At 38.1% G+C, this 13,201-nt stretch carries 10 protein-coding genes and 1 tRNA gene; 2 read left to right on the top strand and 9 right to left on the bottom strand.

Going from position 1 to position 13,201, the window contains the following annotated elements:
- Nucleotides 1–27: 27 nt before the first annotated feature.
- The 4 genes from ACSKY2_RS08470 to ACSKY2_RS08455 all read right to left on the bottom strand — a co-directional run bounded on the left by ACSKY2_RS08470 (nucleotide 28) and on the right by ACSKY2_RS08455 (nucleotide 3,901).
- The gene (locus ACSKY2_RS08470; protein WP_489877448.1) at nucleotides 28–1,362 is read right to left on the bottom strand and encodes an APC family permease; all 1,335 of its coding nucleotides are present in this window, start codon (nucleotides 1,360–1,362) and stop codon (nucleotides 28–30) included.
- A 263-nt stretch (nucleotides 1,363–1,625) separates the two neighbouring features.
- Complete coding sequence (gene gnd / locus ACSKY2_RS08465; protein WP_489840184.1) at nucleotides 1,626–3,053, bottom strand: NADP-dependent phosphogluconate dehydrogenase; 1,428 nt, start codon at nucleotides 3,051–3,053, stop codon at nucleotides 1,626–1,628.
- Nucleotides 3,054–3,144: 91 nt separating this feature from the next.
- Nucleotides 3,145–3,477: a DUF7671 family protein gene (locus tag ACSKY2_RS08460; RefSeq protein WP_489877447.1), complete on the bottom strand. Its 333-nt coding sequence runs from the start codon at nucleotides 3,475–3,477 to the stop codon at nucleotides 3,145–3,147.
- 286 nt (nucleotides 3,478–3,763) lie between these two features.
- The gene (locus ACSKY2_RS08455) at nucleotides 3,764–3,901 is read right to left on the bottom strand and encodes a hypothetical protein (RefSeq protein ID WP_489840186.1); all 138 of its coding nucleotides are present in this window, start codon (nucleotides 3,899–3,901) and stop codon (nucleotides 3,764–3,766) included.
- Between the two features lie 223 nt (nucleotides 3,902–4,124).
- Between ACSKY2_RS08455 and ACSKY2_RS08450 the strand changes: the two genes are divergently transcribed.
- Together ACSKY2_RS08450 and ACSKY2_RS08445 are read left to right on the top strand one after the other, a co-directional pair.
- Nucleotides 4,125–4,520 carry a pyridoxamine 5'-phosphate oxidase family protein gene (locus ACSKY2_RS08450; protein WP_489877446.1) on the top strand — a complete coding sequence of 132 codons (396 nt, stop codon included), beginning with the start codon at nucleotides 4,125–4,127 and terminating at the stop codon, nucleotides 4,518–4,520.
- Between the two features lie 244 nt (nucleotides 4,521–4,764).
- Complete coding sequence (locus tag ACSKY2_RS08445) at nucleotides 4,765–5,673, top strand: magnesium transporter CorA family protein (RefSeq protein WP_489877445.1); 909 nt, start codon at nucleotides 4,765–4,767, stop codon at nucleotides 5,671–5,673.
- Nucleotides 5,674–5,741: 68 nt separating this feature from the next.
- Here ACSKY2_RS08445 and ACSKY2_RS08440 read toward each other — a convergent pair whose 3' ends face one another.
- The 5 genes from ACSKY2_RS08440 to leuS form a co-directional block, all read right to left on the bottom strand.
- Complete coding sequence (locus tag ACSKY2_RS08440) at nucleotides 5,742–7,007, bottom strand: aminoacyltransferase (protein WP_489840189.1); 1,266 nt, start codon at nucleotides 7,005–7,007, stop codon at nucleotides 5,742–5,744.
- 365 nt (nucleotides 7,008–7,372) lie between these two features.
- A complete protein-coding gene (locus ACSKY2_RS08435; RefSeq protein WP_489877444.1) occupies nucleotides 7,373–9,358 on the bottom strand; it encodes a putative polysaccharide biosynthesis protein in 1,986 nt (661 codons plus the stop codon).
- Nucleotides 9,359–9,384: 26 nt separating this feature from the next.
- Nucleotides 9,385–9,457: transfer RNA gene (locus tag ACSKY2_RS08430), tRNA-Arg, on the bottom strand.
- Nucleotides 9,458–9,545: 88 nt separating this feature from the next.
- Complete coding sequence (locus ACSKY2_RS08425; protein WP_489877443.1) at nucleotides 9,546–10,616, bottom strand: glycosyltransferase; 1,071 nt, start codon at nucleotides 10,614–10,616, stop codon at nucleotides 9,546–9,548.
- 147 nt (nucleotides 10,617–10,763) lie between these two features.
- Nucleotides 10,764–13,178 (bottom strand): leucine--tRNA ligase, encoded by a 2,415-nt coding sequence (gene leuS, locus ACSKY2_RS08420; RefSeq protein WP_489877442.1) that lies wholly within the window; start codon nucleotides 13,176–13,178, stop codon nucleotides 10,764–10,766.
- Between the last annotated feature and the right edge of the window lie 23 nt (nucleotides 13,179–13,201).

Below are 13,201 nucleotides of genomic sequence, written 5' to 3'. Positions count from 1 at the left end.
TGTTTTTTAACGAGTGACAACAACTGACTATTGTTGCTGCCGTTTATAATTGTAATAGTAAAATACCGGCAACCCTATTGCAACTAATGCAATTGAAATGACTGCTCCTGAAAAATCGTTAATGATTGTTGACCCAATCACAAACAAAGCGCCAACAATGGCAACTAAAGGTGTCACTGGATACAAAGGTGTCTTAAATAGTGTTTTAGGATCAACATGGTCAGACAATTTCTGACGACGTAAAATGAACACCCCGAAAAAGGCAGCTGTATAGAATATCCAGATTGTAAAAATTGCAATATCTGACAGACGATCAACCCCATTTGTATAGACGATTGCCAAGAAAATTGTCATAAAAGCAACTGTCAATATTGCATTCGTTGGTTCCTGCGTTTTTTTCGTTAATTTTGATAAATATTTTGGAAATAAGCCATCTAATGACATGGCATAAGCCATTCGTGGAAACGAAATCATTTTCCCATTTAATGTCCCTAACATTGAAATAATGATGGCGATACTTAGTGCACGGCCACCAAAATCACCAAATGCTGCTCGTACGACTGCAAACGTCGCATTATTTTGTAAAGCAACAATCCGATCAGATGGTAAGGCATGGTAAACACCAAATGATACACCAACATATGCCACCACAACTAAACTAACACCCCCAACTATTGACCGTGGTAAATCGCGTCGTGGGTTCTTTAGTTCACCAGCAATATTTGCTAGCAAAATCCAACCATCATAGGCAAATAAAGTTGCTAAGATGGCCATACCAAAGCCACCACCATGCGCAACAGTTTGTGACACTGTTTGACCTAACGCATCAACTTTTCCAAAGAATAATCCATAAATAATTAAAATAGCAATCGGAATCAATTTAATTGATGTCGTTATAACTTGAAAACTTGCGGCAACACGATTTTCAAATAGATTAATACCAGCAATAAAGGCAACATATATCACAGAAATCCATGTTGCAGCGCTGGTTGGCAAACCCAGAAAATTAGCTGTTAGAAATGCGGCATACCCGGCAATTGACGCAATCACCGCTGGTGCGTAAATGACGACTTGCATCCATCCTGTCAAAAAGCCAGCAACAGGACCATATAGTGATTCAATATAGCTATATAGCCCACCCGTTTTGGGTAATCTTGCACCGATTTCAGCAATGGTTAGTCCAGCAGCTAGTGTAATCACGCCTCCTGTTACCCAAGCTAATAAGCCTAGGGTTGATGAACCAGCCGTTTGCAAAACACCTGCTTGTTTAAAAAATATTCCTGATCCGATAACTGTTCCAACAACTAACGACAACCCTGACCAAATTCCCATCGATCGTTTCAATTCAACCGTCTGCGACATAAGTAATCTCCCTAATGTAAAAATTCAACAAAAAAAGCAGTCATCCAATTTCGTAATTGGGTGACTGCTTCGTAAGTTCTCACAGTTTAAGCGTCGCCAAAACGCCCAATCACTAATTGTGTTGAGTTCAAACGACGATTATTATTATTAAAATCAAACATTCGCTCAACTCTCCTTAATTAATGTACGTTTTTTGCTTCCACTAGATAAATGTTAGCATACTTTAAACTGCATAACAACTTAATTTCATATCAATCATAATTTTAAGCTTCATCATACCATGAATAATGGTACATTTCACCAGCTGGTTTATCAACACGCTCATAAGTGTGGGCGCCAAAGTAATCCCGTTGTGCTTGAATCAAGTTTGCAGGCAAAATAGCTGAACGATATGAATCATAGTAAGCGACCGCTGCTGATAATGATGGTACTGGCACACCAGCTGCCGTTGCTAACGCAATCACACGGCGAGCAGACGCTTGATAAGATTCAGCAATTTGTTTAAAGTATGAATCTAGCAACAAATTATGTAATGCTGGTTTCTCTTCATAAGCATCTGTGATACGTTGCAAGAATTGGGCACGGATAATGGCCCCCGCACGCCATAGTTGTGCTAATTCACCAAATGGCAACGACCAATCATAATAATCTGACGCCATCCGTAATTGATCAAATCCTTGTGCATATGACATAACTTTACCAAAGTATAATGCCTTACGGATATCTTCAATTGTTGCCGCCTTATCACCATCGAAATGATAATCAGGTCCTGATAACACGCCGGAAGCAGCGATACGATCAGTCTTTAATGCTGAAATATAACGTGCATATACTGATTCTGTAATCAAAGATTGTGGTGCACCAACAGCCAAAGCTGATTGTGATGACCATTTACCAGTCCCCTTGTTACCAGCACGGTCTAAGATCATATCAACCATTGGTTTTCCTGAGCCAAGATCATCATCACGCGTTAATATATCTGCTGTAATTTCAATTAAGTATGAGTTCAACTCGCCTTGGTTCCAATCAGCAAATGTCTTTGCTAACGCATTCTTATCTAATTGCAACACTCGCTTTAAAATATCATATGATTCAGCAATCAACTGCATATCACCATATTCAATACCATTATGAACCATCTTGACATAGTGTCCCGCACCATCTGGTCCAATATAGGTAACGGTTGGCTTACCATCTTCGGGTGCTTTTGCGGCAATTTCTTTTAAAATTGGCTCAACCAAATCATAGGCTTCACGTTGGCCCCCTGGCATCATTGAAGGCCCCTGAAGAGCCCCTAGCTCACCACCTGAAACGCCCATACCAATAAAATTGATTCCTGATTGCTCTAATTTCTTAGAACGACGAATTGTATCTTCAAAGAAAGTATTACCACCATCAATTAAAATATCACCTTTATCCAAATGCGGTAGTAATTCTTCAATCACTGCATCTGTCCCTGCACCTGCTTTAACCATTAACAAAATACGTCGCGGCTTTTGAATCGATGCGACAAATTCTTCAATGGTATAGCCAGGAACAAAGCCTTTATCTGGATGCTTTGCAACTAAATCGTCAGTCCGTCCAGACGTACGATTATAAACAGCGACTTTGTACCCACGTGACGCAACATTCAATGCTAAGTTACGTCCCATGACAGCCAAGCCGACAACGCCAAATTCTGCTGTTACCATATTAATATTTCCCCCTACCAGCAATTAATTAGCTACATTAAAAATATTCTGTATAGTTAAGTTTAACGCGAGTTCCTTAAAATAGCACCCGCTAATCTTTAAGCGATTGATTATCCTGATACTTTGTTAATAGTTGTACTTTTACTTCATCAGAGACTGTTGTTGTTAAAAACCGTGCCATTGGTGTTATTGTATGCCGATTTTTAAAAGCCAATGGTTTTATTGCAACAAGCATCACAATTAAATTATTTTCAGTTAAAAATAATTGACCTGGCTGTTGTAACTTTCCTTTGGTATGTTTACCAATTCGCCAACTATGAAAATCATGCTGACTAACTGGACTTTCTTTTTGCTCATATTGACCACTATTTGTTTGTGTCATCACAATACCAACTAATTCGGCTGTTGGATATTTACTTGCCATAAATGCACCTTTCTAATTGTCGTAACTGATATCGTTATTATGCTAATCGTATAATACGTTTATTTTGCAGTTTATCGTTATATTAATGTTTGCTTATCTTTTTATATGACAAGATTATTCGTATGAAATAAATCGATCATTTTTCCAAATGTTAAGCAACTAATTATTTTCATACTAGGTTATTTCATTATACCAATGATAATTATTTACTGATAATTCAAAAAGACCGTACCCATGTATATCTACATCGGTACGGTCTTATCTTATTCACTAATTTTAAATCAAATTACTTTGATTCTAATTCAGCTTTACCCTTAGCCCATTGTTGAATGTTAACAACTTCATCGTTACGAACTTTCTTTGAGTAGTCGTGTGATACTGGACGACGACGGGCCCATGAGTTATATGGTGATCTAACTGCCATAATTATTTCCTCCATTTTTGTTATCAATAACTTTACAAGTATACCGACATTTCCGTTATTAGTCAACAAAATCCTGCTGGTGACTTTGCTGATTGCCACTTAATAAGCCCCTTAAAACAACGACTATTCATACACCGATTTAATCACTCAAAAAGCGCCTTGATTTGATTTTCCAGTCGTTATCCCTTATAATAAGTAAGTGAATAAACAGAGGGGAGATCCTATGGCAAAATTAACAACTGATATGAAACAAATGATTAAAGAACAATTTCCATTCTTAGCAACTGCAGACGAAAATGGCATGCCCAAAGTTGGTCCCAAAGGGTCGTTACATGTTTTAGACGATGAACATTTAGTATACTTCGAACATACATTCCGACATGCCTTTCATAATTTAACAGTGAACGGACACGCTGCTGTCGCAGTTGCTGATAGGGATGCTCAAAAAGGATTCCGTTTCGAAGGACAAGCTCATATTCATGAAGATGATGATATAGCACAAGCGTTATTACCAAAAGAAATTTTTGACCGTTTCCCACGCGCAGCCATTGTCATTATTGATGTTGAACATATCTTTAAATTAGACAATACGCTAGAAGCTGGTACGCAATTAGCTTAATGACCTGAATAATATGACTAGTATTTGATAAACGGCACACATTAAAATCAACTAAAAAAAACCGACAAGCTAACGATTTTCACTGTTAATTTGTCGGTTTTCAGCGATATATCACAAAATTTCGGCTCATGTTTTTCTAGATCGTCTTATCGTTATCTTGTATTATCTATCTAAAATGAGTACGATAACGACCCATTAATAAGGTATACTAACCATACATAAACTTTATAAAAAGGACCCTCTGATGATAAAAAAGCTGAAACTTTTTGATAATTTTACATTATATCAAGTTGACGAAATGACAGTTGATGACCGTCAACAACTCGTTAAAACACATGAAATTTCCAATGAATTAATTGACTATGCCATTGATCCCTACGAAAGTGCCCGGATGGAATTTGATGATGCACAGCGATATAATTTAATGATTTTTGACATCGTTACGCCAACATCAACACGAGCAACAACTGAACCGGTTGGTTTTTTATATAATACTGAGCAAACCATGCTTTATGTTTTTACTCGTAAAGAAACAACCTATGTCATTAATCATTTGCTTGAATTATCACAAACACAACCTGAATTTCCTATAGATGTTATTTTAAGTGCGACTGAATCATTATCTGGTGAGTTTATGAAAGCCATTTTAACGATTAATCGCAAGCGATTAACTATTCAAAGTAATATTAAATCCACTAAACCAACTCAACCAGCCATCAATCAACTAATGTCACTACAAACGGATCTCATCTATTTAATTAATTCTTTGCAAACAAACCACACTCTTTTAAACGTCTTAAAAAGCCATGAACGTCATCATTTGACGACCCAACAAGTTGAACGTATTGAAGATGTTGCAGTAGAATTACAACAAGCACTTGACACCGGAAAACTATCACAAGAAGTTACCAGCAGCGTGGCTAACGCCTTTGATAATGTGGCTAACGCTAATTTAAATTGGACGATGAAGCTATTAACAGTATCTTCAATTGTCCTAACCGTGCCAACGATCGTTTCCGGATTTTTTGGTCAAAACGTGATTCTGCCCTTAACGCATGCAGCTGATGGTTGGGTATACACCATTCTTATTACGATCATTTTCATGATTATTATTACGGTCATACTATGGCATTATGGCTTCTTTAAAAAATAACGCATCATAAAAAGCCAAAGTGTACTGTGAATTCACAGCATTTACTTTGGCTTTTATTATATTAATGATCAATTCCTTGCTAATATTTTTTTCAAGAAGTGATATATCGCATATTTTGGTCCATTAATTGGTCTCGTAAATGAACCCACCTTTTCTTCAGCATGCCCAGAAAAACCTTGTTTGAATCCCAACACACCATCAGAACCATCAAAAACACCAGAAATGCCATAGAAATTATAATGTGGAATTTGTCGTTTCAAGGCTTGTTCAAAAGCATATTCTTGCACGGCATAAGGACCATAGAAATTCTTATACTCATCATATGTGCCTGAATACAAATAAATCATCTCATTGGCTGTTGCTAAAAACAATGCCCCCGCAATAGTCACGACATCCTTACCTGCTTGTTCACGCGCCATTTTTGCTTGTGAAATTCGTTTTTCATGTTGTTTACGTTGATCGGCATATTCCGCACGTTGACGCTTCAACTTCTTATAATTAGGTTTTTCAAGGATTCGTGCATCAAGATTTGTCACAACTTCAGTCAAGTGATCTCGTGCTTGTTGCTGTCCCTTAATGTAAGCAGGAAAGTCCATTTCTGCAAAAACAAAAAAGGCATCATCACCGTACTCATCAAAAACTGTTTCATAGAAATCTAAATCTTTATCATGATAGTTCAGACGATTTGCTGTATCTTGTGTTAGTGCTTTGAAATCTGGCAGATCTTGTTTACCCAAACGACGTACTTTAATGCCAAACTGGTCCGTCTTCTTTAAATAATATTTACCATCTTTCCCAAATGACGCACGTAAAGCTTTTTCTGGTTCATCAGAATCTAGGATAGGCTGTAATGATTTAACATATTGCCACGATGGTGAAGAATTAGTTGTCCAGCCTTTTGACGCAGGTGTGTGTTCAAAGCCAATACGAGTTAGCGCATCAATCACCACATTTTCTGTCGCGCCAATTTGTTTTCCTTCATCATCATACCGCCGATAAATCGCATTTGGCACGATCCGCAAAAAGAGTCCATGGCGTGCTTTTGCAAAATTCATAACGCCTTCAATAAACGCTTGCACTAGCTCATTATCTTGAAAATCAATTAACATCCCACCATCGATTTGAAAAAGGTTACCCATTCGAACTGGTATCCAAGCTAATACTGCTGCTGCTTCAACTTGATTATCTGATATTAAGCCAACTAAGCTCGTTTGCCACCCACGACGTGCGAGTAGCCGAGCTTGTGCTGCGGTTTGTAAATAACTACCCGCTGGATGGGTTTGCGCAAATGACTCAAATTGTTCTGTTGTTAACTCTTTAAATGAACGTGTCATATTTTACTCATATCCTTATCTTCAATATCTATTACTCTGAATTATACGCTATCAGACTTAAAATTTGGCAAAATAATCAATACTTAAAGTTTTCCACATTTCACACGATGACGTTTTTTTAAAAAAGTGCCTTTATTAGTGAATTTTCAAGATTTTTAAAAGTATTTTCTACCTATTTTATGTTTAATTAGACCGTACCAGTGGAAAAACACAAAAGATTTCCACCTTTTTTCCCCAGTTATCCACATTAAAGCAGTGTTTTACACAGACTTTTCCACATGTTTACATTAAAAAAGCTGCCCTCAAAATTTGAGGTCAACTTTATCCTAACATTAATTTTTGCCAATAAATAGTTTGAAAAAATATTATTTTAGATGTAATTTATGAGCTAACCAAACTGCTCGTGAACCTAAAATCGTTTCACCAACGTGCGTTTTCAAAACGGCAATGCCATAAATGATTGCACCAATTAGACCACTGATAAATAAAATCAATAATTGATACAACTTTGTATCTGGTGTAAATAAACCTAAAGTGTAAGTTATTGGTGTAACAATTGCAAACATAACCAAGCTCCAGAATAAAATGATAACAAATGTTTCGTTAAATGAAGCCCAATCAATACCATATAAGCTTGATAGGTGACGGATAGCAATGATCATTCCCAACATGAAAGCAATCGTTGTCGCAACCAGAGGACCCATCCCCTGCAACCAAATGGTTAATGGTACTTGTAAAATAATCTTAATCAGGAAAATAAATACCAACAATCTAACCGTATAACGTAAACGACCAAGGCCTTGATAAATCGCCAATACTACCATATAAAGACTCAAGAAAATGGCTGAGTAACTCGCAAACTGTAGGATTAAAGTACCATTCGTTAAGTCAGACGTACGATAAAACAAAATATATAATGGTCGTGCTGTTGCGACCATTCCCAACACGGCTGGTACCATGACAAATGATAGTAACTTTAATGCAAATTGAATTTGATTACCGATATTCACGCGATCCCCAATTTCACGTGCTCGTGCTAGCATTGGCAATGCTGTCTCTGCCATCCCAACTGCTAATGAAATGACTAACATCACTAGTTTATTGGAATTAAATGCAAACTGAGCATACATTGCTTGCATTGCTTCATGAGAAACACTTGTAAATGCTCGAATAATTTTAAAGAAAGTATATTGGTCAAACACTTGAACTAATGAAATTGCCGAACCAGCAAAAATGACTGGAATAGACTGCCGAGCCATTCTTAATAAAATTGCTCGACCATCAAAATGACGTACTTGCACTGAATGCTTCGTCCGTTCGGCAAAGAAGCGATGTCGCGCGACAATACCTAATATTAAGACAAAAATACCTGCTAAAGCACCCCAAAATGCAGCGAATGTTGATTGGACTGTTGCATCAACCCAATTACCATGGTGCCCGATCATAATCCAATAGGTCATGGCTAACATATACGCCACACGCACTAATTGCTCAATAAATTGCGACCAAGCAGAAAGACCCATAAACTCAAATCCTTGTACGTAGCCACGTAACATGGATAGCGTTGGAATAATCACAACAGCTGCTGACAGTGCATGAATAACACGAACAACATTTGGATCACCTTGTGATAGTAACCCTGCTGATAAGAATAATACACCACCTGCAACCAAGCCCAGTAAGGCACCTAAGTTTAAAGCTTGTCGGAAAATATGTTTGACAGCCATAAATTGGTTAGACGCACTGTATTCAGCAACTAAACGTGCTAATACATTCGGCAACCCCGCCGTTGCAATCAATAATGCCACACTATAGATCTGATATCCTTGTGAAAACAGAGAATTCGCAAAATTATAGTAAACATTACCAATCATGGCGATCCATGGAATGATATACAAAGCACCCAACAAACGTGATGCTAAACTACCAATCGTCATCCAAGCAGAGCCTCGTAACATACGTGACTTCGCAGCTTTATCAGTGTCCGCTAATTGGGTTGAATCTTCTGCTGTCGCTGATTCTTCTGATTCAAACACTGGTACTGACTTGGTAACCGTCTTTTCAACTTCTGCAGTTGGCGTTGTTAAATGGCCAACTGTATCTGGTACTTCATGTACTTTAAACGTTGCGACGCCATTTGGTCTAACCTTTACCTCTGTCACCTTTTGATCCGTGGGAACTTCAGCTGATGATGCATCTTCTAGAGACAAAGCATCATCATGACGATCTTCAAAAATTTCATCAACTTTTTTACCATTTAGTAATTGGTTTAATTCATCAAAAGTAATATCACGCCGAAAAGGCGATGTTGATGCTTTATTTTTTGATTGGGGTGATTTCTCATCAGCCATGTTATTTCCCCTTCCTAATATTTCGATGACGCTACACAGACTCGAACTGTGATCTAAGACTTAGGAGGTCCTTGTTCTATCCTGTTGAACTATAGCGCCAATGACAACCCAATACACTATTATACACAAGAAAGCTCATTGTTTGTAGACATATTTCACCTTCTATTTACAAACAATGAGCTACTTTTTAATTAATCAAATTTGCCCATTGATTTAAAATAGGCTTGATTGCAAAGCTTTTGGCTCTTTCTAGTGACTTGGCTGCCAACATGTCTCGCATTTCAATGCTTTGCATGACTGGTTCTAATCGGTACCATAACGAATCCACATCTTGATGTGCTAATTCACCATATATACCACCTTCTAAAATTTCGATAGCACCTGTGTTATCAGTCGAAACGATTGGTAACCCAAACGACATTGCTTCCACTAGTACCAGCGGCAATCCTTCCCAGCGTGATGTTGCCAAAAAAATAGATGCTTGCCGATAATGTTCTGATAATGCCTCGTCCTTTAAACCACCACGATAAATAATTTTATCAGCTACACCATTAACCTTTATTAATCGTTCAAAGGCTGCCATATCCTTGGGTAACCCTTCACCAGCAATTGCCAGTTGCCAATCTGCTGGTAACTTTTTGGCCAAATGCAATAAAATATCAATACCCTTGTGTTGAATTGCAATGCGTCCGGTAAAAGCGATTACTTTTTTGGTCAAGTCAGCACTGCCATGAATCGGCATCGTTACCGGATTCCAAATCTTAATTGCCCGATCAGTCACCGTCTGAAATCCATTAAGATCTGATTCAGTGAGCGCAACAACTGCATCGGCCGCCTTAACACCAGCCACAAATTCAGGGCGCATCTCACGATAATATTGGTTAAAGTAGGTTTCAATATTGTTATGCATCCAAGCAATCATTTTAACTTTCGGCGCCCGTTCTTTCAAATACGGAATAAAGCTTGTCAAAATACCCGCATTCAAAATTAAGACATCAATATCATTTTCTAAGATGACATCCGCCAAATCTGTCATTTGTTGTGCATATTTTTCTAATGGTTTTGCACCGTTTACTGGCATGACCGGATGCTTTGCAGGAATCAACTTACCAGCGAGATCGTAATAACTTGGGACATCTGCTAATTGATAATAGGCAACATCGGCAAACGTAGTCATTGCATTTCCAACTACTGTTGCTGCACGTTTTAAACCACCCATACTCAAATTTTCAACTGTCATTAATACTTTTTTCGTCATACCAACCGCCCCCTCAAACTTGACATAAAAAATAACGATCATGTCAATAAATGATGTTATTTAGATACCCATTATATAATAAAAACCATCAATTTAACCATTTTTATTGGTTTATTGATGGTTTTTAAATCTTAATTTTTATACTACTTATACAACAAAGTTAACTAATTTACCAGGTACGACAATCACCTTCTTTGGTTCTGAACCGCCTAATTGCTTTTGCACATTATCATCTTGCTGTGCTACCGCAATAATTGTTTCACGTTCAGCATCAGCGGCAACTGTCACATGACCACGTAGCTTACCATTGACTTGTACAATCATTTCAACTTCATCAGCAACCAATGCTGCTTCATCATACGTTGGCCACTCAGCATAGGCAATTGATTCACCTGCATGCAAGAAGCTCCACAATTCTTCAGTCAAATGTGGTGCAATTGGATTAAGCAACTTAATAAAGCCTTCAACATATTGGACAGCCAAACTATCTTGCTTATAAGCTTCATTAACAAAAATCATCATTTGAGAAATGGCCGTGTTAAAATGTAAATTCTCATAATCTTCAGTGACCTTTTTAACTGTTTCATTATAAATCTGATCCAACTGATGATCATTAATCTTCGTAATGTGATCGCGTAGCTTGTCATTATCATCAATAAACAAACGCCAAACACGATCTAACCAACGACGCGAACCAGCCAAGCCTTCTTCTGACCACGCAATTGATTGATCCAATGGTCCCATAAACATTTCGTACAAACGTAATGTATCAGCCCCATACTCTTCAACCACATCGTCGGGGTTAACAACATTACCCTTTGACTTAGACATTTTTTCGTGGTTTTCACCAAGAATCATACCTTGATTGGCTAATCTTTGGAAAGGTTCTTTAGTATGTACAATACCAAGATCGTACAGTACTTTATGCCAGAAACGTGCATATAATAAATGTAGCACTGCGTGTTCGGCACCACCAATATATAAGTCAACATTCTTCCAGTAAGCCTCTGCCTCTGGTGACACAATTTCATGATCATTGTGTGGGTCCATGTAACGTAAATAATACCATGATGAACCAGCCCATTGAGGCATTGTGTTTGTTTCACGCTTACCTTTGCGCCCATTTTCATCAACGACATTTACCCAGTCATCAACATTAACCAATGGTGATTCACCAGTACCAGAAGGCATAATATTATCGACTTCTGGCAAACGAAGTGGTAATTCTGACTCAGGAACAAGTGTTTGTTCACCATCTTCCCAATGAATCACTGGAATTGGCTCGCCCCAGTAACGTTGACGTGAGAAAATCCAATCCCGCAAACGATAATTGACTTTCTTATGACCAGCATGGTGCGCTTCAAGCCAATCAATTACCTTTGTGATCGCCTCTTCTTTATCTAAGCCATCTAAGAAACCAGAATTGATATGCTTCCCATCACCCGTATAGGCTTCCTTGGTAACATCTCCACCTGCAATTACTGGGCGAATTGGCAAATTATATTTCTTAGCGAAATCATAGTCACGTGTATCATGAGCCGCCACAGCCATAATAGCTCCCGTACCATATGAGGCCAAAACATAATCACCAATCCAAATTGGTAATGCTTCCCCATTAACTGGATTAATTGCATAAGCACCAGTGAAGACACCAGCCTTATCTTTATTCAAATCCGTCCGTTCCAAATCTGACTTTGAAGCGATTTCTTGCTTAAATGCATCAACAGCTGCTTGTTGCTCAGCTGTGACAATTTGATCAACTAATTTATGTTCTGGTGCAAGGACAAGATAAGTAGCCCCAAACAATGTATCTGCACGTGTTGTGAAGACTTCGATCTCTGCATCAAAATCTTGTACTTTAAACGTTGCTGAAGCCCCAATCGAACGCCCAATCCAATGACGTTGTTGTTCTTTAATCGCATCTGGCCAATCTAAGTCATCCAAGTCATCAAGCAAACGATCGGCATATGCTGTAATCTTCAACGCCCATTGGCGCATTGGCACACGATAAACTGGATAGCCACCACGTTCAGTTTTACCATCGATAATTTCTTCATTAGCTACCACTGTACCACCATTATAATCTGGTGCCCAGTTAACCATGATTTCATCTTCGTAAGCTAAGCCTTTTTTATATAATTGCTCAAAAATCCATTGTGTCCACTTATAATATTTTGGATCAGTTGTATTAACTTCACGTGACCAATCATATGATAAGCCAAGTGACTTCATTTGATGACGGAAAGTTTTGACATTTTTTGCGGTCACTGTCCTTGGATCTTCACCAGTTTTAATGGCGTATTCCTCAGTTGGCAAACCAAACGCATCAAACCCCATTGGATGTAAGACGTTGTAGCCTTGCATTCGCTTCATACGTGACACAATGTCTGTTGCCGTGTATCCCTCTGGGTGCCCAACGTGCAGACCTTGACCAGATGGAAATGGAAACATGTCCATTGCAAAAAACTTTTCTTTGTCAGAAACATTTGGTGTTTTAAATGTCTGATGTTCATCCCAAAAATGTTGCCATTTTTTCTCTACTAATTTGTGTTGATATGCCATGATTGATAACCTCACTTTAATAA

Source organism: Weissella sp. ESL1156 (genome assembly GCF_058505625.1).
The sequence above is the reverse complement of the archived record's forward strand: the minus strand, read 5'-3'. Positions and strand labels throughout refer to the sequence as shown.

Coding starts and splice junctions, on each gene's coding strand:
- ACSKY2_RS08470 (WP_489877448.1), bottom strand. CDS start 1,362: ATGTCGCAGACGGTTGAATTGAAACGATCGATGGGAATTTGGTCAGGG.
- ACSKY2_RS08445 (WP_489877445.1), top strand. CDS start 4,765: ATGATAAAAAAGCTGAAACTTTTTGATAATTTTACATTATATCAAGTT.
- ACSKY2_RS08440 (WP_489840189.1), bottom strand. CDS start 7,007: ATGACACGTTCATTTAAAGAGTTAACAACAGAACAATTTGAGTCATTT.
- gnd (WP_489840184.1), bottom strand. CDS start 3,053: ATGGTAACAGCAGAATTTGGCGTTGTCGGCTTGGCTGTCATGGGACGT.
- ACSKY2_RS08435 (WP_489877444.1), bottom strand. CDS start 9,358: ATGGCTGATGAGAAATCACCCCAATCAAAAAATAAAGCATCAACATCG.
- ACSKY2_RS08450 (WP_489877446.1), top strand. CDS start 4,125: ATGGCAAAATTAACAACTGATATGAAACAAATGATTAAAGAACAATTT.
- leuS (WP_489877442.1), bottom strand. CDS start 13,178: ATGGCATATCAACACAAATTAGTAGAGAAAAAATGGCAACATTTTTGG.
- ACSKY2_RS08455 (WP_489840186.1), bottom strand. CDS start 3,901: ATGGCAGTTAGATCACCATATAACTCATGGGCCCGTCGTCGTCCAGTA.
- ACSKY2_RS08460 (WP_489877447.1), bottom strand. CDS start 3,477: ATGGCAAGTAAATATCCAACAGCCGAATTAGTTGGTATTGTGATGACA.
- ACSKY2_RS08425 (WP_489877443.1), bottom strand. CDS start 10,616: ATGACGAAAAAAGTATTAATGACAGTTGAAAATTTGAGTATGGGTGGT.